General features: G+C 46.0%; 18 protein-coding genes and 1 tRNA gene. 8 read left to right on the forward strand and 11 right to left on the reverse strand.

What is annotated here, in order from left to right; translation table 11 throughout:
- Positions 1-154: 154 nt before the first annotated feature.
- Positions 155-230, reverse strand: a tRNA-Lys gene (locus WC647_13370).
- 202 nt (positions 231-432) lie between these two features.
- Here WC647_13370 and WC647_13375 point away from each other — a divergent pair.
- Positions 433-1,524 carry a DUF362 domain-containing protein gene (locus WC647_13375; GenBank protein ID MFA6223297.1) on the forward strand — a complete coding sequence of 364 codons (1,092 nt, stop codon included), beginning with the start codon at positions 433-435 and terminating at the stop codon, positions 1,522-1,524.
- A 172-nt stretch (positions 1,525-1,696) separates the two neighbouring features.
- Here the strand turns inward: WC647_13375 and WC647_13380 are convergent, their stop codons facing one another.
- Entirely contained in the window at positions 1,697-2,128 is a 432-nt protein-coding gene (locus WC647_13380) for a hypothetical protein (protein ID MFA6223298.1), read from the reverse strand.
- A gap of 304 nt (positions 2,129-2,432) precedes the next feature.
- Between WC647_13380 and uvrA the strand changes: the two genes are divergently transcribed.
- Positions 2,433-5,288, forward strand: a complete 2,856-nt coding sequence (gene uvrA, locus WC647_13385) for an excinuclease ABC subunit UvrA (GenBank protein MFA6223299.1) — start codon at positions 2,433-2,435, stop codon at positions 5,286-5,288.
- A 77-nt stretch (positions 5,289-5,365) separates the two neighbouring features.
- Here the strand turns inward: uvrA and WC647_13390 are convergent, their stop codons facing one another.
- Positions 5,366-7,045, reverse strand: a complete 1,680-nt coding sequence (locus WC647_13390) for a long-chain fatty acid--CoA ligase (protein ID MFA6223300.1) — start codon at positions 7,043-7,045, stop codon at positions 5,366-5,368.
- A gap of 174 nt (positions 7,046-7,219) precedes the next feature.
- Between WC647_13390 and WC647_13395 the strand changes: the two genes are divergently transcribed.
- Positions 7,220-7,687: a hypothetical protein gene (locus WC647_13395; GenBank protein MFA6223301.1), complete on the forward strand. Its 468-nt coding sequence runs from the start codon at positions 7,220-7,222 to the stop codon at positions 7,685-7,687.
- 20 nt (positions 7,688-7,707) lie between these two features.
- Here WC647_13395 and lpxC read toward each other — a convergent pair whose 3' ends face one another.
- The 8 genes from lpxC to WC647_13435 all read right to left on the reverse strand — a co-directional run bounded on the left by lpxC (position 7,708) and on the right by WC647_13435 (position 21,245).
- Positions 7,708-9,816: a UDP-3-O-acyl-N-acetylglucosamine deacetylase gene (lpxC, locus tag WC647_13400; GenBank protein MFA6223302.1), complete on the reverse strand. Its 2,109-nt coding sequence runs from the start codon at positions 9,814-9,816 to the stop codon at positions 7,708-7,710.
- A 669-nt stretch (positions 9,817-10,485) separates the two neighbouring features.
- Positions 10,486-13,032 carry a response regulator gene (locus WC647_13405; protein ID MFA6223303.1) on the reverse strand — a complete coding sequence of 849 codons (2,547 nt, stop codon included), beginning with the start codon at positions 13,030-13,032 and terminating at the stop codon, positions 10,486-10,488.
- Entirely contained in the window at positions 13,029-14,087 is a 1,059-nt protein-coding gene (locus tag WC647_13410; GenBank protein MFA6223304.1) for a chemotaxis response regulator protein-glutamate methylesterase, read from the reverse strand. Before WC647_13410 ends, WC647_13405 begins: the two co-directional genes overlap by 4 nt.
- Before the next feature lie 16 nt (positions 14,088-14,103).
- Positions 14,104-16,494: a hybrid sensor histidine kinase/response regulator gene (locus tag WC647_13415; protein MFA6223305.1), complete on the reverse strand. Its 2,391-nt coding sequence runs from the start codon at positions 16,492-16,494 to the stop codon at positions 14,104-14,106.
- 11 nt (positions 16,495-16,505) lie between these two features.
- On the reverse strand, positions 16,506-18,578 hold the full coding sequence (locus tag WC647_13420; GenBank protein ID MFA6223306.1) for a methyl-accepting chemotaxis protein: 2,073 nt from the start codon (positions 18,576-18,578) through the stop codon (positions 16,506-16,508).
- Between the two features lie 47 nt (positions 18,579-18,625).
- Positions 18,626-19,192: a chemotaxis protein CheW gene (locus WC647_13425; GenBank protein MFA6223307.1), complete on the reverse strand. Its 567-nt coding sequence runs from the start codon at positions 19,190-19,192 to the stop codon at positions 18,626-18,628.
- Positions 19,193-19,248: 56 nt separating this feature from the next.
- Positions 19,249-20,682, reverse strand: a complete 1,434-nt coding sequence (locus tag WC647_13430; protein MFA6223308.1) for a CheR family methyltransferase — start codon at positions 20,680-20,682, stop codon at positions 19,249-19,251.
- 92 nt (positions 20,683-20,774) lie between these two features.
- The gene (locus tag WC647_13435) at positions 20,775-21,245 is read right to left on the reverse strand and encodes a chemotaxis protein CheW (protein MFA6223309.1); all 471 of its coding nucleotides are present in this window, start codon (positions 21,243-21,245) and stop codon (positions 20,775-20,777) included.
- Positions 21,246-21,648: 403 nt separating this feature from the next.
- Here WC647_13435 and sucC point away from each other — a divergent pair, with 403 nt between their 5' ends.
- The 5 genes from sucC to WC647_13460 all read left to right on the forward strand — a co-directional run bounded on the left by sucC (position 21,649) and on the right by WC647_13460 (position 26,072).
- Positions 21,649-22,821 (forward strand): ADP-forming succinate--CoA ligase subunit beta, encoded by a 1,173-nt coding sequence (gene sucC, locus WC647_13440; protein MFA6223310.1) that lies wholly within the window; start codon positions 21,649-21,651, stop codon positions 22,819-22,821.
- Positions 22,822-22,837: 16 nt separating this feature from the next.
- Positions 22,838-23,710, forward strand: a complete 873-nt coding sequence (gene sucD, locus WC647_13445; GenBank protein ID MFA6223311.1) for a succinate--CoA ligase subunit alpha — start codon at positions 22,838-22,840, stop codon at positions 23,708-23,710.
- Between the two features lie 35 nt (positions 23,711-23,745).
- The gene (locus tag WC647_13450; protein ID MFA6223312.1) at positions 23,746-25,299 is read left to right on the forward strand and encodes an acyl-CoA carboxylase subunit beta; all 1,554 of its coding nucleotides are present in this window, start codon (positions 23,746-23,748) and stop codon (positions 25,297-25,299) included.
- A 27-nt stretch (positions 25,300-25,326) separates the two neighbouring features.
- Complete coding sequence (locus WC647_13455) at positions 25,327-25,722, forward strand: cobalamin B12-binding domain-containing protein (protein MFA6223313.1); 396 nt, start codon at positions 25,327-25,329, stop codon at positions 25,720-25,722.
- 170 nt (positions 25,723-25,892) lie between these two features.
- Positions 25,893-26,072, forward strand: a complete 180-nt coding sequence (locus WC647_13460; GenBank protein ID MFA6223314.1) for a Rho termination factor N-terminal domain-containing protein — start codon at positions 25,893-25,895, stop codon at positions 26,070-26,072.
- Positions 26,073-26,234: the final 162 nt, after the last annotated feature.

Below are 26,234 nucleotides of genomic sequence, written 5' to 3' on the forward strand. Positions count from 1 at the left end.
ACTTACTTTTTCCTGTTGTTAGGACACACTTAGGACACATTTTATAAAAACAAGGAATGTAAATACTTGAAATTACGTAAAGACAAAAGTAATCACGCTGCAACAAAAAAAGCCTCCGTGTGGAGGCTAACTATTTATTTTATTACGTTTTTTCTGGTGGGCCGTCGGGGGCTCGAACCCCAAACCTACTGATTAAGAGTCAGTTGCTCTACCAATTGAGCTAACGGCCCTCAGGAATTTGTAAAACTACCTATTGCCGCAGCGCTTGTCAAGAATTATCCCGCGATTGTGACGGGACATCGATAATTTTATCCCTCGATTCAATAACGCTCTTAGTCCATTAAATACTTTGGCGAGGCTGTATGAGGTTGTATTTAAGCCAAATAATGGTTACACAATATGCATAGTCATAAAAATATTAAGAAGGCCCCGATGACAAAAAAAGCCATAGTCGCAGTTACGAGGACCAAACCGGAAACTGTGCTTGAAGATATCAAGCTCACCATGGAACGCGCTCATTTCACCGAATTCCTTGATCCTTCAAGGACAGTAATCTTGAAGGACAATATTTCCTGGCACTTCCCCTTTTTGAGCGCAAATACCACACCGTGGCAACTCGAGGGGGTGATCATCGCTTTGAAAGAAGCTGGATACAAGGACATAGTATGTGTTCAGAACGAAACAGTGGTCACAAATGCTTTTAAAGGTGAGAAATTTAATAAGTACATACCGATATTTGAAAAATATAAAATAAAGGTCCTTTATAATTTTCGTGAGTCCGATATTAGGTGGATCAAGTATAAACCCAAAGCGAAGATGAGAGTCTTGGACGACATTTTTCCTGAAGGCATAAGCATTCCGGAATATTTCCTGGGGAAAAATATCATTCATCTGCCCACGGTGAAATGTCACATATATACAGGCACGACGGGTTCGATGAAAAATGCGTTCGGCGGGTTGCTCAATTCCAAGAGACATTATACCCACTCGGTGATTCACGATACGCTCAACGACCTCCTCGACATTCAAAAGGAGATCCATTCGGGAATTTTTACCGTCATGGACGGCACGGTCGCAGGATGTGGGCCCGGTCCAAGGACTATGATTCCAATTGAAAAGGATCTTATGCTTGCTTCGGGCGATTGCGCCGCGATAGACGCCGTGGCCGCAAAGCTGATGGGGTTTGATCCTATGAGCCTTGATTTTATCCGTATTGCTCACGAATCCAACCTGGGGATAGGGAACCCGGATCAAATAGAAGTGGTGGGAGAAGATATCTCGAGCGAGAACTGGCGCTTCTCGGTTGGTAATAATGCCGCTTCCGCAGTGGGGAAATTCATCTGGTTTGGGCCTTTAAAGCCTCTTCAGAAATTGTTTTTTCACACCCCTCTAGTTTACGCTTTTGTATTCGGTTCATTCTTTTATCATGATTATATTTATTGGCCCATGAAAGCCAGACCCCAGATTGAGGCGTTCAAAAAAACTTCTAAATGGGGAAAACTCTTTGATTCTTATCCAGAATAATTGGGAGCGTCCATGGTCTCTTTGCGCCTGACCGTAAACCGGGGCGCTACTAGCGGATGGGAAGCAATTCACTTCGCGAGAACAGGCGTTGGTTTGAAATATCCAACGCCGTCCAAGCGGAAGACTGATTAACATCGCAATGGCGGTCTAAGAGCGGGTGATTGTCTGACCTCTACCGTTTTTCATGGAAAAAGTTAGATTTGAGATGCTGGTTTAGCTCAATGCGTACTTCGGCTCGCATGGTCTTTAGAGCCGCTTTCCATGCCTCAACCTTATCAAGCGCCTCAGCTTCCCACGGGAGCCGCTCTTCCGGGCTCTTCGCAAGGATATCACGTTCGAGTTCCGCAGGGACGGGTGGCTCGAGCAATGATTCACATCGGTCTTTGATACGTCTGATAAGTTTTAGAAGGCGGAGAAGATCTTCTCTAGAAAGATTCTTTGGAGGTTTTTGAGATGCGTTTTTGGGGATGAGGTTTAGCTGGTCTAGTGCAACTCCATTCTTGATAGCGGTGTTAATAATCCTTTTTAAATGACGATAATTGCTCTCGAAGTCACCGGGAGGTTCGGGTACTCCAATCGCCGCATCGGAATAAGTGAACAACATATCCATACCTCCTACTGGAAAAATAAAGCCCGAAAGGCGTCCGATTTCCGCCTCCCAGAAAATACTGCGGAGATAGCACGACGACCTTTGGTAGTCAACAAATAGTTTATGTTTTTTTAATATAATATTGACTAAATGGATTAAAACCATATGTGGTATGATAAATACCAATATAATTACGTAGACTTGGATAAAAGCGCGTCAAACACATTATCCAAGATATTGTCATGTCCGTTTCCCGAGACTTTAACCTCGACGCGCTCATTCTTGAAACTAAACACCTTAAGGAGATACAAATCTTTTTATGGCTTCTAAAACCATATCAATACGTGGGGCAAGAGAGCATAACCTCAAGAATATCGATCTCGAGATCCCAAGGGATAAATTCGTCGTTATTACAGGTCTTTCCGGGTCGGGTAAGTCTACGCTCGCTTTTGACACTATTTACGCCGAAGGGCAGAGACGCTACGTTGAATCTCTGTCAGCGTACGCGAGACAGTTTCTGGAAATGATGGATAAGCCGGATGTAGATCTAATTGAGGGATTGTCTCCCGCCATCAGCATTGAGCAGAAAACCACTTCAAAGAACCCGCGATCGACTGTTGGGACAGTGACAGAAATTTACGACTATCTCAGGCTACTCTACGCGCGCGTCGGTATTCCCCACTGCTGGGAGTGCGGAAAACCGATAAGCTCTATGAGTATTCAACAAATGACGGATGTAATTTTGGAATTTCCTCTAGATTCGCGTGTCCACATCATGGCGCCCATTATCAAAGGCAGAAAGGGCGAATACAGGGCCGAAATCGGAAAGCTCGTCAGAGATGGCTTTGTCCGCGCAAAAATCGATGGCAGCCTCATTGACCTTTCACCAGACATACGTCTGGAAAAGAACAAGAAGCATGACATTGATGTTGTGGTTGATCGTCTTATAGTGAAACCCGGATTGGAGCGCCGACTCGCGGATTCTCTTGAAATAGCGGCTAATCTTGGTGAAGGAGTGGTGATTGTAGAGGATCAGGATGGGCGGACGCATCTTTTTAGTGAACATCTGTCCTGTCCTGAACATGGTGTTTCTATCGGAGAGATTTCTCCCAGGCTGTTTTCGTTTAACAACCCTTATGGAGCTTGCGAAATGTGCGGCGGGTTAGGAGTCAAGACTCATTTTGATCCTGACCTTGTTGTTCCTGATCCTGATCTGTCGCTTATAGATGGGGCCCTTGCCCCATGGAAGAAGAAAAACTCTGTATTTTTGAATCAAACAATTCAAGCTATAGCGAAGCATTATGCCTTTGACCCGGCGACGCCTTTCGGCAAGTTGTCCGGGCCCATTCAGGATATGTTGTTATATGGTTCAGGATCTGAAGAGATCGATTTCAATTATGAAAGAGACGGTAGACGGCACTACTTCCGAAAAGTTTTCGAAGGGGTAATTCCAAATATGGAGAGGCGCCGGATGGAATCCTCTAGCGAGGACGTTCAGGATGAATTTGGCTCATTCGTAAGTGAAATTCCCTGTCCATCGTGTCACGGAGCGAGACTCAAGCGTGAAGCCAGAAGTGTCCTGATAGGGGGAGTCCCCATACATGAATTTACGGCCATGTCTGTGCGTCGTGCTGTGCAATTCATGGAAGAACTTGTACTTACTCCAAGAAGCATGGAGATTGCCAGGCGTGTGATCAAGGAAATAAGAAACAGGCTCGGGTTTCTTGATCGTGTCGGACTAAATTACCTGACTTTGGATCGGAGTTCCGCCACTCTCTCAGGGGGCGAGTCGCAACGAATTAGATTGGCTACCCAGGTTGGGTCCTCGCTGGTAGGTGTGTTGTACATTCTTGATGAACCGAGCATAGGTTTACATCAGAGGGATAATCAAAGGTTGCTTTCCACGTTAACAGATTTGAGGGATCAGGGAAACACTGTGCTGGTCGTGGAACATGATCCTGAAACAATACTAAGTTCGGATTATGTGATAGACATGGGACCAGGAGCGGGAAGACTCGGGGGGGAAGTGGTATTCGCGGGGTCACCCCAACAACTATTGAATTCTGAATCCTCCATAACAGGCCGTTACCTGTCGGGCAGAGAAACAATTCCCATCCCATTGAAACGCCGCAAGCCCAAACGTGAGAAAATAGTTATCAAGGGCGCTCGAGCGAATAATCTGAGGAACATCGATGTAACAATCCCACTTGGTATCTTCACTTGTGTTACGGGAGTTTCCGGATCTGGGAAAAGCACTCTTGTTATTGAAGTTTTACGAAAGGCCCTCCAGGCCAGAAGTCAGAGAAGCTTTAACAAAATGGGTTTTGTGGACAAGATTGAGGGATTGCCATATGTCGACAAGGTTATAGAGATAGACCAGAGTCCTATAGGAAGGACTCCCAGATCAAATCCCGCTACATATACCGGAGTTTTCGGGCACATCCGTGAGCTTTTCTCCAGTTTGCCTGATTCAAAAATGCGAGGTTACAAGCCCGGACGATACAGTTTCAATGTGAAGGGCGGGAGATGTGAGTCCTGTCATGGAGACGGAGTAATAAAGATCGAAATGCATTTTCTTCCTGATGTTTACGTTAAATGTGATGTGTGTAACGGTAAGCGTTACAACAGAGAGACTCTCGAAATAAAATTTAAAGGGAAAAATATCACCGATGTTTTGGACATGACGGTTCAACAAGCCGCCGAATTTATGGAGAACATTCCTCCTATTTTCAACAAATTGAGAACACTTCAGGAAGTGGGATTGGGATATATAAAATTAGGTCAGCCCGCTACGACTCTTTCCGGGGGTGAGGCTCAAAGAATAAAACTGTCGAAAGAGCTTTCCAAGAGGGGAACGGGGAGGACGCTCTATATTCTCGACGAACCTACAACCGGTCTCCATTTCGCGGACGTGAAAAAGCTGCTTGATGTTTTGACCAGTCTTGTCGACGCAGGTAACACGGTCTTAGTGATTGAGCACAACATGGATGTGATTAAGGTTGCGGATTACATCATCGATCTGGGACCGGAAGGAGGGGATCAGGGTGGTGAGGTATTAGCGCAAGGCTCCCCGGAAATAATATCTGAAACCCCAGGTTCCTATACCGGAGTCTTTCTTAAGGAGGTTCTGGCAAATCAGAAAGGATATCGCTCCTTGATGGTCGGGGCAGCTTAAACAAGATTCGCAAGATGGATTTGGGGTGGCGTCCTTCTTGAGTAAGCCCGGCATGCCACCCCAACATCCTGAAAAACTTATGAAGTCTCTTTTTGAGCTTTCTCCTCTTCCATACGTTTCAGTTCTTTTCTCAGGATCTTTCCCACTGCGCTTTTCGGCAACTCGTTCACAAACTCTACATATTTTGGAACCTTGTACTTGACCAGGTTATCTTTGCAGTAGTCAATTATTTCAATTGGTGTGGCAGTTTCTCCTGATTTTAAAACAACATATGCCTTGATTCGCTCGCCGGAATATGTGTCAGGGACGCCGATGGCGCAAGCCTCCATGATCTTCGGGTGGGCGAAAAGCACTTCATCTACATCTCTTGGGTAGATGTTGAACCCCCCTGATATGATCATATCCTTTTTCCTGTCAACAATCGTCAGATAACCTTCTTCATCCATGACAGCAATATCGCCAGTTAGAAGCCAGCCGTCGCGAAGAGTCAATTCAGTCTCATCCGGTCTATTTATGTATCCTTTCATGACTTGCGGGCCCTTTATGCAAAGCTCGCCTGGTTCGTTGAATGCGGTGATTTCCTGATTATAATCGTCTACAGCAACGAGTTTCGCCCCTGTATTGGGTATTGGTAACCCAATTGACCCCGGTTTCCTTTTGCCCCCCAGAGGATTGATCGTCGCTACAGGGGTAGTTTCCGTGAGTCCATAACCTTCGCAGATCTGAGCCCCTGTAAGTTCCTCAAATTTGCGTATGGTTTCCAGAGGTAACGGAGCCCCGCCTGAAAAACACCCCCTGATTGACGAGATGTCATATTTTTTCAGATCCGGGAAATTAATCATTCCGTTGTAAAGAGTCGGAACAGCGGGGATATAAGTGGCTTTACACTTCTGAATCGATTCAAGGATTGCTTTAGGTTCAGGTTTGGGAATCAGGATGTTTGCATAGCCGTAAAAAACCGCCATGTTCATGGCTGTTGTCAATCCAAAAGAGTGAAAAAACGGCAGACATCCCACTACTGTTTCGGCTCCATCATTAAATGCGTAAAACCATGATCTACACTGTTGAACATTGCTTGACAGATTGGCGTGGGTTAACTCAACGCCCTTGGATACGCCCGTAGTGCCACCGGTATATAGTAATAGAGCCGTATCGTCCCATTTGGATTTCACCGGATTTTTTGTAGGAGAATACTTTTTCAGTAGATCGGTAAATTCATAAACATCCTGCACGTTCGGAGTTTTAAGATGCATGCCCTTTCTGACGAACGGGAAGAGCTGTTTTAATGGGAAAGGCAAGTAGTCTCTGATGTGGCAAGATACGATCTTGCGGATTTTTGTTTTGCTCCTCAACGCCGCCATTCGGGGAACCAGGAGGTCCAGACAGACAAGTAGGGTCGAATTTGAATCGTTATACTGATGCTGGAGTTCACGATCAGTATACAGAGGATTATTTAAAGCTACCACTGCTCCTGCGCGTAGGGCTCCATAAATGGCCACGACCATCTGGGCAATGTTAGGGAGCAATGTGGCTACGGTGTCCCCGGGTTTTACGCCCAAATCCGTTAATGCGGAGGCAAAACGTGACACCATTTCGTCAAGTTTTTTGAAAGAAATCTTTGTGCCCTGAAAAATGAGCGCCGTATTGTCAGGGAACCTTTGCGCGGTTCTAGTCAGCGCTTCCGTCGGATTGATTTTTTCGATATCAATTTCCGGTGGGACGCTTGATGCATATGATTTTAGCCATATCTTGTCCATTTAATCCTCCTGGAACCAGATAAACCCTTAATTGGTTATGATTTCTCAAAATTAACTTGTGGAATGACTATAAAGAATAAGTATAACTTATTGCAACGCGACCTACAAAGAAAAAAGGTTCACACAGACAAGGAAATGGTCAAATATCGCCAAGATGATGATATAATACCAAACATGATCAGAATTATCGCTCGCGAAATCGGGATTTTTATTTTTTCAGTTTCTATCTTCCCGATAACATTCCTGCTATTGCTTTTGAAAGGCGATATCAATCGATATGGCCTTACTCTGATTTACCGAGAGATCATTAATCTCGGATCACATTCTCTCGAATCAACGCTCTCTTTCTTGGCAAGGTTGTTTGCTCCGTACCTTGCCATCCAGGCTTTTCGAGCTTATCAGTGGTCAAAAAAAGGAAAGACACCCAAGAAGTGGGCCTATCTCTATTTTGCGTTGTTGATGGGTTGCGCAGGGGTGTGGTTTGCGTGTAAATCTTGGGATCTATTCTATTTCATGTTTGAGCTTGGAGACATTCCTGGAGAGTTGGCCCAGTTCTTTCGTTTGGAATATGTCCATTTACTATGGGCTGTAGCAGGGTTTTACCTCTCTTTGAGGTTTCTCCAGAGCGCCTTCAGATCCTGAGATCTTCTCCTGAAAAGGGACTAAAGTATTCCCAGCTTTTCGTTTATGAGCCTCAACATGGCGATGTTTTCGGAGTGCCCTGTCTGTACAGCGACTATTTTCCCGACTATCGGTTTTCCCAGCAAATAAAAATCACCTAGGATGTCGAGGATCTTGTGTCTCACGTATTCGTCTTGAAAGCGCAGCGGCGGGTTAACCACCTTGTCGTCATCGAGAAGGATCAGATTGGATAGTTTTCCTCCGCCGGCCAGCCCCATCTCGTCCATAATTCGCATGTCGCGTACGAATCCGAAAGTTCGTGCCGGCGCAATCTCAGACTTAAAGTCTTCAACTCCTGAGAGCCTAAAAGTCATATCAAGCTTTCCGATAGGCTGTGGGTAATCCATGTGATATTCTACCGAAAAAGCGTCAGACGGCTCAATCCGCATGCTTTTGGGGCTTCCGTCGGGTAAAGTGATTTCAAAAGACTCTGTAATATCAATTTGTTCAACTAATTCGTCCTGTGTTATTATTTCGGCGTTTTCAACAAGGTTACAGAATTCAAGAGCGGATCCGTCCATAATCGGGACTTCTCCTGCAATCTTTACGAGCAAATTTGTCAATCCGTACACGTGAAAAACCGCCATTAGATGCTCTATTGTTCTAGCAATCGCGTCATGGCCCCTGAGACTCGTACACAAATTGGTGGATTGTACAAATGGTAACAGAGCAGGCACTGTGCCACCGGATGTTATGTGTCCAAAATTTATGCCTGAGTTTGGGGGTAGGGGAGATATCGTAAGTCCCGTTTTTTGACCGGAATGAAGCCCTTGGCCATAGATTACCACTTTGCCTCTCAAAGTCTTCTGCATGAGATGCTCGGGTTTTAGTCCTAATCCTTGAAGCGTGTCCCGTTCGGAAAGGTCAGACCTTGCTGGGGGTGAGGAAGGGCGACCCAAGGGAAATGAAAATCTTGGAACTCCTTGCCTTACTGATTCCTCTGATTCTGATTTCGTGTACGCCGGCAGAAGCAACTCGTTGATGGTTAGAGTGTGTCCTGACGTGTTCATTACTGTATGTTCCACCAGTATCTTCAGTTCCTTGATATTGCCTGGCCAAGTGTGAGCGGACAGTCTTGACAATGCAACGTCCTCCACTTCCCTTATATCCTTGTCGAATTCCCTGGACGCCTCAGCCAAAAAGTGCCTTACCAGTAGAGGAATATCTTCAGGACGTTCTCTAAGAGCAGGAGCACGAATTACCCGCTGCGCCAGGATGTTCATTGCGTCATCGGAAAATCCGGACGCTATCATCTCCTCAGGAGACTTTTTGGAAGTTGAAAGTAGCCTTGTCAAGTTCACTCCGGGAATCGCCTTTTGGGTACCTGCGGCCATTGTGACCAACATTCGAGCCAGAGGGATTTCAAGTCCAGGCGCTAATCTGTCGATACCTACCAACAGGAGAGTTCCTCCTGCCGCTATTTTAAGTTTCCCGGTCCTTGAAGACTCACCATCAGACCCTCGCCCATATAGAACCTCTCCAAGATTATCTTTCGTGAATTCGTCACAACTAACTTTGACTAGCTTATGGCGGTCTTTTCCGGACGAAAAGTGAATCATTCTGGCAATGAATTCCTTACCTGAGCCCTTTTCTCCGTAAATGAGCGCCGAACCGGATTCGTGAGCCGAATTTTCAATGGATCTCCTGATATTCGCCGCTAAATGGGAAGCTCCGATTAGCGGGCCGGGATTACCGGACAAGTCCATGATCTCGGACATGATTTTCTTGGAAGAAACGGCTTTGTCAACTAAATGAAGTGTGTCTTCAAGATTCAGAGGCTTCTCGAGGTAGTCTTCCGCCCCCAGTTTAATAGCTTTTACGGCGGTCTCAATGGTACCGTGTCCACTCATCATGATCACGTGACACTTGGGAGCAATACGCTTGATAGCCTTTAGCGTCTGCAAGCCGTCTATACCTGGAATCCATATGTCGAGAAAAACAATATCCGGGGAGTCGCTTTGAACGATGTGCAGCGCATCCTGCCCATCACGAGCCTTCAGAACCTCATGACCTTCGTCGGCCAATATTGCGCCAAGTGAAGTTAGAATCTCCTCTTGGTCGTCTACTATCAGCACACGTCCCTTTTCCATGTTTGTCGGAACTCTCTATAAATGATTGAATAATGTCAAAACGGTCGTAAATCGGCCGTCAGCGACTATAGCCGCTTGACGAAATATTATCAACCCGCAAAGTTTTGATCACGAAGATTAGTGAAGGGTTTTTCCTGAACTAACAGTTATGGTGGGAGAGGGTTGGAGCGCTAGGTAATTTGGTACGGCAATCTCAGGAGTTTTAGAACACTCCTCTGAAAGTCAGTCTAGATTTGCTCTGCCGCTTAGTCCCCTGTTTATCGTTGATGATCAATTTCTGTCTTTGAAGACTTTAGTGAATTCTCAATATCCTTCATGCGCAGGGATGTCCGAGTCGGGATGTCGGCACTTTGACTTTTCTGCGGGGCTATGCCGGAACATGATGGTGAATCCTCAATCATATGACATAATTGATTGTTAGATATTATCGATGGAGTTTGATCCGCGGCTAAACACGGTTGTATAATACACGATATAATAGAGACTAAACTAGCAATCATGACGAAAAACTTCATACCTCAACTCCTCAAACGCCAATAAAACGTGACAAATCCGCCACAACATCAAAAAAGCTAGGTGATTACATATCACAATTAGGCAAATAATTAAAGAAAAATATTCAGTTTTTTGGAGCTGCAGAGGCCGATTTACGGTCGAGATGATTTAAGATCAAGCGCCTTCAGGGAATTCCTGCTGAATTCTGCAGATAGCTTCCACGAGTTCATGATAATTTATAGGTTTTGAAATGTAGTCGTCCATTCCGGCCTCCAAACAACGTTCACGATCCCCTTTCATAGCATGGGCTGTTAACGCTACTATCGGAGTGTGTCGGTTCAGACTCTTTTCCTGTTCCCTGATCCGCTTTGTGGCTTCAAGGCCGTCCATAACCGGCATTTGAACATCCATGAGGATTACGTCGAATCTAGCTTTTCGGATTGAATCCAAGGCTTCTTGTCCGTTGGTGGCAATGGAAACATTGTGGCCTAAACCCTTCAGCATGTATGTGGCCAACTTCTGATTAATGAGATTATCTTCAGCGACAAGTATCTCTAAACCGGGTTTCAACTCTTGGTTTGCGCTTGACCGAATCTCCTCATCATATTCGGGTCCATGGGACTCAGATGGTTCGACCGTCTTTAGCAAACCTGCCAGGAGTTCGGCAGGTCCGAGCGGTTTTGATATAAGCCCCGATACCTGGAGTTCATCACACAGACTCGAATCAGGATTGATGCCTCTAGGAATAAGGAGAAGCGCTTTTGATTGATTGGCAAGATTCCTATCCCTGAAATCCCTAAGCAGTTCCAATCCGTTAGTGTTTGGCAAAGTCATATCCGCCAAAATAAAGTCAAAAAGATGTCCTTCATTTTCGGAAGAAGAAAGAATGGACAAAGCTTCATCAGCGTCTTGAGCAGATTGAACCCGCATCCCGATTCTTGAAAGCGCTTCTTCTATCAGCCTACGGCTCGTAGCATTGTCCTCAACCAATAATACGGAACGACCAACTAGGGAACTCATGGAGCCTTGAACATTTGATTCCAGTTTGTGTCCGGGTTGCGATTCCATTTTGACCGTGAAGTAAAACACGCTTCCTTTACCGAGTTCGCTTTCAACCCAAATATCTCCATCCATTATTTGACAAAGCTGAGAAGAAACAGCCAATCCTAAGCCAGTGCCGCCGAACTGCCGAGTGGGCGAAGAATCAACTTGCTCGAAAGCCTGAAAAATAGTCTTTAACTTTTCATTAGGTATACCAACGCCTGTGTCCTGGATAGCAAAATGAAGTTTTACCGTCGTGTCTGACAAAGGTTCAGCCCTGACAGCAACAAAGATTTCCCCCTGATCAGTAAACTTGATAGCGTTTCCTATCAAATTTATAAGAATTTGCCTCAACCTTCCTGAATCTCCGATTAATTGATCAGGAGTATCCTGTTCCACATCATAAAGTAGCTCTACTCCTTTAGAATAAGCCTGAAGCGCCAGGTTGGATACAACGTTCGAAATCGACTGTCTGAGGCTGAAAGCCTCGGGAGAAAGCGACAGTTTGCCTGCCTCAATCTTGGAAAAATCCAGGATATCATTGATGATATTGACCAGATCTTGAGAAGAAGATCTAATAGCCTCGATGTACTCCCTCTGATGCTCATCGAGGTTGGTGTTCAGGGCCAACTGAGCCATACCCACGATTCCGTTCAACGGTGTGCGTATTTCATGGCTCATGTTTGCAAGGAACTGACTTTTAGCTCGATTGGCCTGTTGAGTTTGTTCCCGGGCTTGAACGAAGTCGGTCACATCCAAAACGCTCAGTATCATACCCTTGTAGGTGTCGTGTTCAAAGATGGGCTGGATTGTCATGGAAAGATCACGGCCAAATATCTTTCGATCTACCAACACTCGATCCTGAGATAGTCCGCTCTTGAACCTGGACACTACCCCTTTAATATGGTCAAGATGCTGACTATGCTCATGAACTTCCCAAATAGTTTCACCCAGAATTTCGGACTGTTTTGTTTCAAATAGATCAGCGAATCTACTATTCATCTCTGTAATTACATCATTTTCGTCGGCGAACACTATGCCGGCGTCCAGGCATTCAATCAGCGTCCTAAGTTTGTTTGCCTCAGCAGAAACCAGTTCGTTAGCCTTTGTGAGTTCAGCGTTGGTTCTTTCAAGGTCATGATAGTTTTGAACCGCTGTCTCGTATGATGAAAGTAGCAGGTCGACAATTTGAATACGATCTGCCGCCAGAAAATGTTTCCGGCCGGCGAAAAAAATTTCAATACCCAAACCAGCGCTCGATCTGGCCCTGATTTCGCGATTGACGATTATGTATTGGATCCTGGATACAAGGAGCTTTTCCTGGTATGGCTTGGTGATAAAATTGTCGGCTCCTGCCTCTAAACCTCTAATAATGTCTTCAGGGTCCGACAGTGAGGTGAGAAGAATCACGGGAATGTCTTTAAGACTTTCATCCCCTTTGATCCTTCTACAGAGTTCGTAACCGTCCATCTCGGGCATGATTACGTCGCTGATAACCATGTTTGGACGGTAGGTCTGAAGTTGTTCCAAAGCAGATTTTCCGTTAAACGCGACTGAAACTTCAAATCCTCTGGTTTCCAAAATATGCTGGAGTCGAATGGCCTGAGTGGGACTGTCTTCCACAACAAGGATTTTTGTGTGGTAATTCTCTGTCAAATTTTGAAATATTTCTGAGGTCATTTCTTTTGGCCTCCGCCTACCAGTCTTAGAAGCAAAGCGGCTATTTTATCGGGGGAAGCTATGTGGGATGCTCCGCCTAACTTTATGGCCTCTCCGGGCATGCCATGGACTACGGAGCTTTCTTTGTCTTGGGCTATGGTTATTGAGCCTTTGTCCCTGAGCATTTTCAGTTCGTTGGCCCCATCTTTACCCATACCTGTAAGAAGTATTCCGACAGCCCTGTTTCCAAATATCTTAGCAACCGATCGAAAAAGATAAGAGACAGAAGGCCTCAGCCCATTTTCAGGTGGATCATCGGTCAATACGACATGGTTGGACAAATCTACTCTCATGTGGGATCCATCCGGAGCTACATATACGGTACCCGCCTCCAGGCGGTCCGTATGTTTCGCAACTTTAACGTTGAGAGGGGAAGAGCGATCCAGCCATTCTACAAATCCGGCGGTGAAATTCTTGGCAATGTGTTGCACCACAACGATGGGCGCGGAAAAGTTTGCAGGCAGGCTCCCCAGGAGTTCCTTAATTACTGGAGGTCCTCCTGTTGAAGCTCCTATTGCCACTATTCCATACCGGTCCGGACTCGGTTCTTTCGGTATGTGATTCGAGGTATGGGAGGGCGCTACACTGGACCTGGTTGAGGGCCACCTGCGAACCACCTTCACCTCTGACATGAGTTTTACGGTGTCAATAATGTTTTCAGCGTCTTTTTTATAATCCGCTTCTGTAGAATATCTCGGTTTCTCAAGCGCTGCGACGGCCCCGGCTTCCATGGCGGACCAGGCCTTGGCGACATCTTTAGGGTCCCAGCTTCCTGTTATTATGACAATTGGAACCGGGTTAGTTTCCATAATCCGCCGAGTGGCTTCGAACCCATTGATTCGAGGCATCTCAATATCCATAGTAATGACATCAGGTTTATTGGCCGCGGCGAGTTCAATGGCCTCTTTTCCATCTTTGGCCTCACCGATGACAACAATTCCAGGATCGGATTCAAAAATATGTTTTAGAAGATCCCGCACTACAGCGGAATCGTCCACAATCAGCACTTTGATCATATTAACACGCAGTCTCCTAAATAAGTCGTCTGATCACGGATAAGAGGTTATTCTGCTCGAATCCACTCTTAACAATGTATGCGTTAGCGCCCACGTCAATCCCTCGTTCCTTGTCTTCTCTCGATTCCAGTGAAGTCACTATCACTACTGGCAGATTCTTAAATTTTTCTTCAGTCCTAATTTTTGATGTGAGTTCGAATCCATCCATTCTAGGCATTTCTATGTCCGAAACTACCACATCGAAGTTGTTGGTTTTAAGTATGGTCCAGGCGTCTACACCGTCCACAGCCGTTTGAACCTCGTAGCCGGCTGATTCTAGAATATTCTTCAACAACATTCTAGAAGTGATTGAGTCTTCCACCACGAGAATCGATTTTTTAACGTGTTCCAATTGAGATTTGCGGGTATGAGCCGCCAAACTGGGTCCAGTGATTCTCATGGCTGATAGAATAAGGTCGGAAACATTTAGGATCAGTGCGACCTGTCCCGAACCCAACACCGTGCCTGCCGAGACATTTCGAACACGTGACAGTTGGCGGCCGAGGTTTTTCACCAAAACTTCCTGCTCATTTAGGATCGCATCAACACTGTATGCTATTTGTTGGTCTGAAGCCCCCAGAACCAATATGGACACAAACTGGAGTTCTTCATCGACGCCTGTTTCCGAATCCATTTCCAAAACGTCCGCCAAGCGGACTAATGACAGCACGCGACCGTTCATCTCAATAGTGTCACGGTTCTCCACAGTCTGAATAAGGTCTTTTTTGACACGCCCAACCCTCAGGACGTTTGCAGTTGGAATCACGAAAATTTCCGACTCCACCTTTACAAGAGTTCCCCTAAAAGTGGCCAGGGTCACTGGAAGCTGGATGCGAAAAGTAGTTCCAGATCCGAGTATTGAATTGACCTGAAGCGTTCCTCCGAGTTTGTCAACTTTTTCCCGAACAATTGCCAAACCTAGACCACGTCCTGATAGATCCGTTATTATCGGGCTTGTAGAAACTTCCGATCTGAAAATGAGGGACATGGCTTCTTCATCGCTGAGCCCCCTGATTTCTTGCTCGGATATGAGATTTTTCCGTAGGGCAGATTGTTTCACCTTGGCGACATCTATTCCCTGGCCATCATCTGAAACTATTATCTGGGCTTTCTTAGCCCCCAGTTGGGAAATCGATATTGACAAAGATCCCTCGGCCGGTTTGCCGGTGTGCGTTCGGACACTTGGTTCTTCCATCCCGTGATCTACAGAATTTCTAACAAGGTGGATCAGAGGATCCTTCATTTCTTCGAGGATTCTACGGTCTAATTCTGTGTCTCCTCCATCTAGGGTAAGTTTGATGGATTTTTTCTGATCTCGGGCCAAATCCCTTACCAGGCGGGGAACGATCTCAAGGAGGGTAGAAGATGGCAACATCAATACGCTTTTCATGTCATCGAGCAGGTCGTCCACCATCGTTGTGGCCTGACGTGAATCATTTTCCGCCATTGAAGTCAGTGTCTTTATCCTGGTATCTAAAGCCCGCAACGCTTTTTCATTTGAATCAAGGTAACTCAGGATTTTAGCTAGCGGCGATTTGAAACTGCCAAGAGCGTCTCGATATTGTGGACTTTCCAACATGTTCTTCATTATCCGGGCTTCAGGATATGTTTTGCTCCAATGTTTGCGATACGAATCCAGACTTGCTTTGACCTGTCTCATGTCTGTTACTCTCTGGTTCGCTGCCATCTTGATGGCTACCATTTCTTCCACTTGATAGAGAAGAGAATCCAATTTTGATGTCTTGATTCTGATAGTTTCAGATTGTGAAAGGCCTTTGGATTCAGATTTGGGTTTGACTGTTGTTTTGCTCGTTGGTTCGATGGCATTGGGAGGAACGGTAACCTGTCGCTGTTGAATATCCTCCTTCTGGAGAACTGCCTGTGATACCGGCTTCGCTTCCGGCGTCGGGGCCGAAGGTCTTATGTTAGAGAGTGTCTCTAGATGTTTCTGATCTAAATTGTTGGGATGTGGGCCAGTTCCGGAACTTATGTTGGCAAGTCTTTGAAGCAGATCACCTATCGGCAAAACATCGTCGGACGACACCAGTTTTGATACGGCTTCGATGGAATCGAGAACGCTATCGAGTATCGAGGTTTCCGGTTGGATCTCTCCCTTTTTCAATAAGGAAAGAACGGTTTCGATCGACTGGCAGATTTTCTCTACATCCCGAAGGCTTACGGCTCTGGCCGCCCCTTTTAGACTGTGCGCCTCACGATAAATCGTTTCTAGTATAAGGGCCTTTTCTTTTGGATCAGGACCCTTGTCCAGATCCAAAAGCCCTGAAGAAATAGTCTGGATATGCTCTGCCGCCTCCAGTTTAAACGTGGCTTTGAGTTTCTCTAGAAATTCCTCTTCACTCTTGTCCATTGTCCATTTCCTCAGACTCTGAATCTGTTCACAAAGTCTTTGAGTCTTTGACCTAGTTGTTCGAGGTTTCTCGCCGCAGTTTCAAGCTGTCTTGTTCCTTCGACATTTTGTCTCATGGCCTGGTCGATGCTGCCCATGGCTCCGGAAACCTGCTCCACGCCGATAGACTGCTGCTCCCCGGACGCCACTACGACAGTCAACGCTTGGGCTGCGTCATGGACACTCTTGGTAACTTCTTCGATTGCTGACCCGGCCTCCTGAGATTGTCTTGATCCGGCGTCCACAGCCCTGTTCCCTTGTTCAGTAGCCATGACGACTGCGCTAATTGAACCCCTGATATCTTCCAAAATGGTTCTGACCTGGTCGGTAGCCTGTCTCGACTGATCCGCGAGTATTTTGATTTCCTGGGCTACGACAGCGAACCCTTTTCCCTGTTCGCCTGCTCTGGCTGCCTCAATTGAAGCGTTTACAGCCAGAAGCTTGGACTGCTCTGCCAAATCTTTTACAGCGGATATTATCTCTTCAATCGAAAGACTTTGCTCGCTGAGACGTACTACCGTTTCTCCGATAGACTCCATTTGACCCTTAATATGGCTCATCCTGTTGATTGTTTCCTCTGTTGCTTTCTTGCCGGACTGAGCTATTTGAAAGGCTGTTTGAGAGCGTTCGGATACTGACCTTGCCTTGTCGCTTGAGAGATTTGCCGTCTGCTTGAGTTCTTCTACCGTTGTCATTGTCTCGCTAACGGCGGAAGATGTTTCGGACGCGCTGGCAGCCAGTTCTGAAGTTGTAGAGGAAATCTCTGCAGACGCGGACATGAGGATGTTCACGCCATCCAGAATTTCCAGAGTCTGCGAACGGAGATTGTCAACCATAGAATGAAAAGCCCTTGTCAGTTCACCAATCTCATCTTTTCGTTTCTCGATCGTCACATCAATAGTGAGATTCCCATCACTTATGCTCGAAGCCTGCTCCGCCATTTTTCTGATCGGTTTAGAAACGCCGCGGGCGGCAAAGAAAGCTAGTACCGCAACTATTGCCCCAATGACGAGCGCCATCATGAGAATTCGCCACACAAGGGAAAGCGTCGGGGCCAGAGCTTCTTTCTCATCTATATCGGCTATTATCCCCCAGTCGAAGTCAGCCCCAAGATTTTCATCTTTGTTGATCGATACGGGGAGATAATATACCAGAGATGTTTCACCGAGCATGTCAGGGGCTACCATGGCCCCACTTTCCCCCCTCAGCGCCAATGTCGCCGGTTTGGTCTCATCCTTTTTCTTTATGAAAAAGGAAGCTGACTGCTGGCGAGATTCGGAACGCATCAGGTGATCTTGTCCCACCAATCGTGTTTCACCACTTGTCCCAACGCCGGTAGTCTGTTTCATGATGTTTATGATTCTATTCGGTTTTATGCCGAGAACGAGGATCACGTTAACATTACCATTCGTGTCCAACACACAAGGTACAGCCATGAACATCAACTGCGAAGCGGAAGGTCCGAATGTGGTGAAGTCGTTTGTAGCAGGTTTTCCGGTTCTAGTGACTCGTTCTGAAACCTTCGCCAACCCTGAGTCTCTATAAGGCCCACTTCTCAGGCTGGTTCCCACGTCGGCTCGGCGTTGCAGGGAATAAAGAATTGATTCTGATACTCCGTCGACCAGGTATATGTCATCATAGCCACTCGAATGACTGCCGTTAATTTCGATGAACCTTTTTAATGTTGGATCTATGTCTCTGTTCAAGGTTCTGTTGTCCTCGGGCGAAGCTCCTGAGTCCATTGATTGCAGTCCAGTTCCTTTGGCTCTATTCGCTATCTGGTCCTGCAACTGTTTAGCCGCAGCAACAATGTTGTCCAACGACGCTATGAACTTGGTGTCCATCATGGTTCGATTTAGGAAGTCCAGAATCTCGGTCTTACGCATATCAGCAGTCTCATGAAGCTTTTCGAATTCAAAATTTTTTGGCGCTGTAATAGCGCTCCAGTATGAGAGAGTAGCGACCAAAGCTATCGGAATCAGTGACACGGCCAGAAAGAGCAGGATCATTTTTGCCAAAAGGCTACGGGCAAAGAATTTGATCATCGGAGTTTCTCCTTTTTAGACCATGCTAATTGTTGCGGGTCTCGTTGTCAGGTTCCTATTGTTTCATGAACCACGATAGAATCATCCATAAGTAAATTCTCAACGTTTATAATGACGATTCGATCGGTGGTAAGTCCGTATAGATATTTTTCCTGGATTCCTCTCAGAGTTGGCAAGTCTCGCTGAATTTCTGCAATAGGAAAATGTCTGACTCCCAATACGTCGTCGGCGAGGATGCCGACCTCCATATTGCCCAGTCCTATGATTACGACCTTTCCATCCTCCAGTGATTCCGGATTCGGCAGACCAAACAAACTTCTGAGGTCAATGACTGAAAATATCTGTCCGCGAAGGTTTATGATCCCTTTTACAAATTTTGGCGCACATGGAACACGAGTTATCTGTTTAAATGGGCAAACTTCTCTTACTGTTTCCGATCCTACAGCGTATTTTTCCGATCCGATCCCAAAAACTAGAACCTCAATGGTTTCTAATTCCGAAGAAGGGTTTTCTGGTTTCCTAGCTAAGGCAACCGCCCTGTCATGAAATACCTGGATTTTATCGAGCGACATTTTGGGAAAAGATGATTGAATTTTCTTGCCAGATCCATTCATTGTCCCTAAATCTCCTAACGTGAAAATTCTGGAGCATTGTTAAAGCCTCTTCAAAGCTATGCTCCAATACCGTCCATTGTCGATTTCACCATCTGTTCAAGATGGGCTGCTGTTTCACCGTCTGAATCCGGAACCACATCTTCAGGAGACAATCTTTTTAAAAGGTTCATAGCGTTTCTCATGTGTCTGAGCGCTTCAGTATTATTGTTAAGTTTTTTGTGAATGGTCCCAAGTGTTACATTGGCCATGATATGATCCGGATCAAGAAAAAGAACTTTTTGGAGCCGTTCAGAGGCTTCTTGAGTCAAATTGGCAGCTTGCAATATTGAAGCATACATGTGGTGATAGGTGACATTAATCTTGTCAGCCTTTATGGCTTGCTCAATGGTGTTTTGGGCCTCTACAAGCATTCCCAGGTTTGCGTACGCTTTGGCTAATAGATATTGACTCTGACCGTGAATCTCGGATTTGGATTCACCTACTGCAGGGGATTGTTTAAGTATTGTTACTATCTTTAGGTAGTCGGATTTGTCAAAAGCTTCCATAGCAGCAGCGATGCATTCTTCGAGATTGTCTGGATGGTTTTTGTCCGATTCGGGGAAAACAGGGGTGGAGGCCTCTGAAGATTTGGTTTTGGGAGCTTTTTCTTTCATCAACCGGTCTATAATCCACCGGTTATTATCTTTTGAAGATGTCCGAATAGCGACGGGTTTGGAAATTAGTTGGACGCTTCGATGCGAGGGTATCTTTTCCCTCGTCTGTCTGCGGAAACAAATCGCTCCTGGAAATGTAACTACCTGTAGCTTCCGGTGAACAATATGTGGAACTTCGCTGGGGCTAAGGATCAGCCATCCTCCTTCATTAAGCCACAACAGAATATTTTCCAGTATTGTGTTTCGAATCAGAGGGGTGAAATACATTAGAGTATTTCGGCAGAGAATCAAATCGAAAGTTCCAAATTCTTGCAAGATTGATGTGTAGTCAAAAGACACTAGATTGAGTCTGCGAAAATCAACCATGGCTCTTGTTAGCGGATTCAAGAGATACCCGGAGCCAATTTTGGAAAAATAGTCCCTTTTCAGCCAATCTGGGGCCCCGCGAAACGACCACTCTTTGTAAACTCCTTTTTGAGCCTTCTTGAGCGATTCATTGTTGATATCGGTTCCCAGAATTCGTATGGACAAGTCAGGTCTGGTCAGGGATTTTCTTTTTAGGAGAATTGCGATTGAATAGGGCTCTTCACCGCTGGAACAACCAGCGCTCCATATTTTCAACGTCTTGTTCGGTTCTGCCTTGGATTCTATGAGTTGTGGAATGATTGTCGACTCTATAGCCTCAAAGGCCTTCATGTCTCTGAAGAAAAACGTTTCTCCTATTGTAAGAAGGCTAGCTAGTATATCGATGCTTTTGTGAGCCTCAGAGGAGTTTCTGATCCAATTTGCGAAGTCTGCTGGAGATTCAAATCCGTGACTCATAGCAGCCCGGGACAATGTTCTCCTCAGCGAACCCCAATTCTTTTCTTGAAAATCCAGCCCCATTTGGTTCCGAACGAAATCGCAAAATGTCTTTAATTCTGAATCAGTCACGACGGGAATTTGTTCTTGTCCAGCGCCAAGGCGGGGACCGCGGTCTTGGAAGGACCACACTGAGCTATCAATTTGTCAAGATTTATGACAAGAACTATGGAATCGTCAAATCTTGCCGCAAAGTCTATGTAGTTGTTTTCCTCCAGATAGCGTTTTTCGGATGGTAAATCCTGCACCGCCAGAGGGACTACACCTATTACAGAGTCAGCGACCAATATCACCCTGTTGAGAGAGGTTTTCACTATTATAAATTGATCAGACAGCTCGACTTCTTTTTCCGGGATTCCGAGGACCTTTCGTGAATTTACTACCATCAGCACAGGGCCCTGTACATCTACAAGACCAAGGATGTATCGCTCCGCTGAAGGCAAAGGTGTAACTTCCACTGCCCGTACGACTCTTTCTACATCCGAAAGTGTTAGGGCGAAGCGTTGATCATCAATCTGAAAAATGAGGAAGTTATTCATTGGATTACTCATGCTTCGCTGATGTTCGATTTCATTTTGAATGTACGGTTCACATCGTTGAATGAATTGGTCGTCACAGATCAATTCTGCGATAATAATATGAAGATTCATTTAGCTATAATAATATGCAACGTAATTGTAACATGAAATAGACTAAATATCAAATAATATAAGAGTAAATTGCCATAACATAGTATATTCACCGATATTTATATCATATCCGAATGGCTGTATATTCCCGGAACTTTTAGCTTGCAAAGCCGGACGTCTAAGGGTAAATTCAATGCAACCGCCTATTAATCCTTAAACAGATCTTTACTTGTTTATGTTGAACTATTGCGTCAGGAGTTGAGGCAAATGACGCAGGCAGTGGAATAAAAAAAACGCCGGGGGCAGTTCTACAATGAACCTGCACGAATTCCAGTCAAAGAGAATTTTGATGGAAAAGGGTGTGAGTGTGCCGCGAGGGACGGTGGTATATGATGCCCTAGAAGCCTTGGTGGCCGCCAGAAATCTTAAGTCCGACAAAGTGGTTCTAAAAGCTCAAGCTCATTCCGGGGGCCGTGGAAAAGCCGGCGGAGTGGCTGTAATGTCAATTGATGAGGATATCAGGTCGGAAGCTCGTAGAATTCTAGAAATGACTCTTGTAACGAATCAGACTGGGCCTCAAGGAAAGCCCGTCAGCGCTCTCCTTGTAGAGGATGCGCCTCATATAGATGAGGAAATGTATTTGGGAGTGGTGCTGGACAGAAACGATGGACATGTCACTATAATGGCCAGCCCTGCCGGTGGCATGGATATAGAGACAATAGCAAGGGAATCTCCTGAGAAGATTTTTACGGTCAAGGCTCATCCCCTGAGAGGCCTGTGCCCGTTTCAGGCTCGTGGGCTGGCTTATAAGCTGACCAGCAAAAATTTGGTTGCGAACCAAATAGCTAAAGCGGTAACAGCCCTTTATGAAATCTTTATCGGATATGACTGCACCCTCGTAGAGATAAACCCTCTTGTGATATCTGGAGAGACAGTCCTGGCTTTGGACGCCAAAATTAACCTGGACGACCATGCCTTGTTTCGGAGATCCGCAATGGCTGAACTTCGTGATCGATCGCAGGAGGACCCGGTTGAGCTTTCGGCTCGTCAGGCAGGACTAAGTTACATAAAACTGGAAGGTGATATAGGGTGTATGGTCAACGGCGCCGGCTTGGCAATGGCTACCTTGGACCTCATCTCTATTCATGGAGGGGCGCCTGCGAATTTCCTGGATGTTGGGGGCGGAGCTAGCGAGCAGGTTGTAGCGGACGCTACGAACCTTCTTCTCGATGATAAGAGGGTGAAAGTGGTTTTCATAAATATATTCGGTGGAATCCTGAGATGTGATGTCCTCGCTCGCGGAGTGATTAAGGCGATCAATCAAAGAGGTTTAAAACTGCCTGTAATTGCCCGGATTGAAGGCACCAACATAGAGTTAGGCCGGAAACTATTTCTGGATTCCGGTTTGCCGATCGAGATGATTCCTTCTCTGGATGAAGCCGCGAGATTGGTGGTGGCTAAAGCCAAAGAACTCAACGTAAGTTAATAAATGGAGAGCTACAATGGCCATCCTTGTAAATAGAGATTCTCGAGTCATCTGCCAAGGTATAACCGGTCGTAATGGTACTTTTCACTCTATAGCTTGCAGGGATTACGGGGCGAATATGGTGGGAGGAGTAACCCCAGGCAAACAGGGGACGTTTGTAGACGGCATACCAGTATTTAATACGGTCGAGCGAGCTGTCCAGGAAACTGGAGCCAATGTATCTCTGATCTTTATACCAGCCGCTGGGGCGAAGGATCCGATATTGGAGGCAGTGGAAGCGGGTATAGATGTTATTGTTTGCATAACGGAAGGTATTCCGCCACTCGACACCGCTTCAGCCCTTTATACCGTGAAAGAGAAAGGTAAAGTGCTGATTGGGCCAAACACTCCCGGAATAATTTGCCCGACTGAAAAATGCAAGGTTGGAATAATGCCGGGTTATATTCATTCACCGGGGCCGGTGGGAGTTATTTCCAGGTCTGGTACTCTCACTTATGAGGTGGTTGATCAATTGACAAAAGCCGGGATGGGGCAAAGCACATGTTTGGGACTGGGTGGAGACCCCGTAGTGGGACTTAGTTTTGTCGATTGTCTCAAAATGTTCAACAGTGATCCCAAGACCGAAGCAGTTGTTCTCATTGGAGAGATCGGAGGAACGGCTGAAGAACGGGCTGCTGAGTTTATAAAGACTGAATTCAATAAACCTGTGGTAGCCTATGTGGCGGGACGACTTGCCCCACCGGGAAAAAGGATGGGACACGCTGGGGCCATAATTTCAGGGGGATCCGGTACCGCACAGGGCAAGATCAAAGCGCTCGCCGACGCTGGAGTGTCGGTTGTGGAAAATCTTACCAGGGTTGGTCAGGTTGTTAGGGAAGTCCTTTCCTGAATTTAGCATATTTAAAGAGTCCAGAGGAGCTGTTTATGTCACTTTTAGATCAAAAATTCCGGGAACTTGAAAAAAGACTCGAAGAAGCGGACAAGGCAGGGGGCCCTGAAAAAACCGCTAAACATCATAAAGCAGGAAAGATGACGGCGCGAGAACGGGTTCTTCAACTTGTTGATGAAGGATCATTTGAAGAAATCGACAAATTCGTGGTACACCGTTGCGTAGATTTTGGAATGGAAAGGACCCACATTCCAGGAGAAGGAGTGGTCACCGGATTCGGTCGAATTAACGGAAGAGGAGTGTACGTTTTTGCTCAGGACTTTACAGTTTTCGGCGGTAGCCTGTCATTCACTCACGCGCAAAAAATATGCAAGGTTATGGACCTGGCTTATAGAAACGGTTTCCCATTAATCGGCATCAATGATTCCGGAGGGGCCAGAATCCAGGAGGGCGTCGAAAGCCTTGGCGGCTACGGAGAGGTATTCTACAGAAATGTCAGAGCATCGGGAGTCATACCTCAGATTTCAGTAATTATGGGGCCGTGCGCGGGCGGAGCCGTTTACTCTCCAGCCGTTACCGACTTCATCTTCATGACTGAAAAAACGAGCTACATGTTTATTACGGGGCCGCAAGTCATCAAACAGGTGACAAGCGAAGAAATCGATTCGGAGAGTCTCGGCGGGGCCAAGGTTCATGGAAGGGTTTCAGGGGTTTGCCATTTTCATTTTCCCACGGAGTCGGAAACTCTTGACAAGGTCCGGGAACTCCATTCTTTCATCCCCGACAGCAACAGGAAAAAAGTTCCAAATGTAGGTTCCGATGACCCGTTTGATCGCGAAGTTCCTGAATTAGATACTGTCATACCTGAGAATTCCAGACGACCTTATGACATGAAAAAAATTATCATGCCAACTCTGGATGATAAGAAGTTCCTCGAAGTTCACGCTCATTATGCTCGAAATCTTATCACTGGTTTTGGTCGTCTTGGTGGCAAGACTGTCGGTATAGTGGCGAACCAACCCAATTGGCTTGCCGGATGCCTGGACACCGAAGCTTCGGTAAAATGCGCCAGGTTTGTAAGGTTCTGCGATTCATTCAATATTCCATTGTGGACCTTGCTTGATGTTCCTGGATACCTGCCCGGCACGCAACAGGAACATGGGGGCATAATTAAACATGGAGCGAAGATACTGTACGCTTACGCAGAAGCTACGGTGCCCAAAGTCACTCTTATAACCAGGAAGGCTTACGGAGGAGCGTATGTGGTCATGTCAAGCAAGCACCTTCACGCTGACATAAATCTAGCTTATCCTACCGCTGAAGTCGCTGTAATGGGACCTGAAGGCGCTATACAGATCCTGTCCCGAAAAGAAATAGAAAGCTCTCCCGACCCGGCGGCGAGACGGGGCGAATTGATCCAGAACTATATCGAGAAATTTGCGAGTCCGTATCGAGCGGCGGAACTTGGCTTTGTAGATCAGGTAATTTTCCCGAGAGATACAAGGGCGACTCTAATAAAGGCTTTTGCCCAACTGGAAAACAAGGTCGAGGAAGAACCCAAAAGAAAACACGGTAATATACCATTGTGATTGCTACAGTTTCTTAGAGGTGTCTATATGGAAAAAAAAATTAGAGTCGTCGTGGCTAAACCAGGTCTGGACGGGCACGATCGTGGGGCCAAGGTTGTAGCGCGAGCGCTTAGGGACGCGGGTATGGAAGTCATTTACACTGGTTTGCGTCAGACTCCGGAAGCTATTTTCAAGACCTGCGTGCAAGAGGATGCGGACGCTTTGTGTCTAAGTTCCCTGTCGGGGGCTCATGATTATCTTTTTCCACGTATCGCCAATCTCTTTAGAGATCAGAAAGTGGAGGATGTTTTGATTCTGGGGGGCGGTATTGTGCCTGAAGAAGATATTGAAGCTCTCAAGAAAGCCGGAATCTCGGAGATTTTTGGACCTGGGACGAGGACAGATGACATAGTGCAGTTCATAAAAACGCATCTAAAGAAATAGTGTTTCGATTTAGAACAGAATACGATAAACTGAATGCGTTGGATCACAACGCGAAATGTGTTGTGTAATTGGTTTATATAGTAGTAGTAAAAATGTAGATTTTTTGAATTGATCTTATTAGTATTCGGATAGTCCGATAGCTGACGTCTTTCAGTCAGGAGAGAATTATAATGACTTTACGAGAGATCAGGACAAAAGCCAGAGACTTGGGTGTCAAGAATTACACGAGATTCAAAAAGGATGGGTTGATCCGGCAAATACAGCAGGCTGAAGGTAACGCCCCATGTTTTAAGGGCATCAAAGATTGTGGTGAACTAGAATGCGCTTGGCGCGGGGAGTGCCAGGCCTAGAAATCATCATTCGTTATGTAGACTCTTTTGGCGCGGATTAAGAACCTTATCTAAATTCGCGCCAAAAAGTCATGTTTGTCACTTTACCCATCGAATTTCCATCGCTAATGCTTTACACGCCGTTTTTGCATCCGTCCGACACGGCGCCATTCAGTCATTGAC

Source organism: Desulfomonilaceae bacterium (assembly GCA_041662605.1).
Taxonomy (GTDB): Bacteria; Desulfobacterota; Desulfomonilia; order Desulfomonilales; family Desulfomonilaceae; genus CAJBEZ01.

Bases quoted from the DNA above. Each gene is read 5' to 3' on its own strand.
- WC647_13420 (MFA6223306.1), bottom strand. From the start codon at position 18,578: ATGATCAAATTCTTTGCCCGTAGCCTTTTGGCAAAAATGATCCTGCTC.
- sucD (MFA6223311.1), top strand. From the start codon at position 22,838: ATGGCCATCCTTGTAAATAGAGATTCTCGAGTCATCTGCCAAGGTATA.
- WC647_13435 (MFA6223309.1), bottom strand. From the start codon at position 21,245: ATGAATAACTTCCTCATTTTTCAGATTGATGATCAACGCTTCGCCCTA.
- WC647_13460 (MFA6223314.1), top strand. From the start codon at position 25,893: ATGACTTTACGAGAGATCAGGACAAAAGCCAGAGACTTGGGTGTCAAG.
- uvrA (MFA6223299.1), top strand. From the start codon at position 2,433: ATGGCTTCTAAAACCATATCAATACGTGGGGCAAGAGAGCATAACCTC.
- WC647_13375 (MFA6223297.1), top strand. From the start codon at position 433: ATGACAAAAAAAGCCATAGTCGCAGTTACGAGGACCAAACCGGAAACT.
- WC647_13395 (MFA6223301.1), top strand. From the start codon at position 7,220: ATGATCAGAATTATCGCTCGCGAAATCGGGATTTTTATTTTTTCAGTT.
- WC647_13455 (MFA6223313.1), top strand. From the start codon at position 25,327: ATGGAAAAAAAAATTAGAGTCGTCGTGGCTAAACCAGGTCTGGACGGG.
- WC647_13450 (MFA6223312.1), top strand. From the start codon at position 23,746: ATGTCACTTTTAGATCAAAAATTCCGGGAACTTGAAAAAAGACTCGAA.
- WC647_13425 (MFA6223307.1), bottom strand. From the start codon at position 19,192: ATGAATGGATCTGGCAAGAAAATTCAATCATCTTTTCCCAAAATGTCG.
- WC647_13405 (MFA6223303.1), bottom strand. From the start codon at position 13,032: ATGACCTCAGAAATATTTCAAAATTTGACAGAGAATTACCACACAAAA.
- WC647_13380 (MFA6223298.1), bottom strand. From the start codon at position 2,128: ATGTTGTTCACTTATTCCGATGCGGCGATTGGAGTACCCGAACCTCCC.
- lpxC (MFA6223302.1), bottom strand. From the start codon at position 9,816: ATGGAAAAGGGACGTGTGCTGATAGTAGACGACCAAGAGGAGATTCTA.
- sucC (MFA6223310.1), top strand. From the start codon at position 21,649: ATGAACCTGCACGAATTCCAGTCAAAGAGAATTTTGATGGAAAAGGGT.
- WC647_13390 (MFA6223300.1), bottom strand. From the start codon at position 7,045: ATGGACAAGATATGGCTAAAATCATATGCATCAAGCGTCCCACCGGAA.
- WC647_13410 (MFA6223304.1), bottom strand. From the start codon at position 14,087: ATGATCAAAGTGCTGATTGTGGACGATTCCGCTGTAGTGCGGGATCTT.
- WC647_13415 (MFA6223305.1), bottom strand. From the start codon at position 16,494: ATGGACAAGAGTGAAGAGGAATTTCTAGAGAAACTCAAAGCCACGTTT.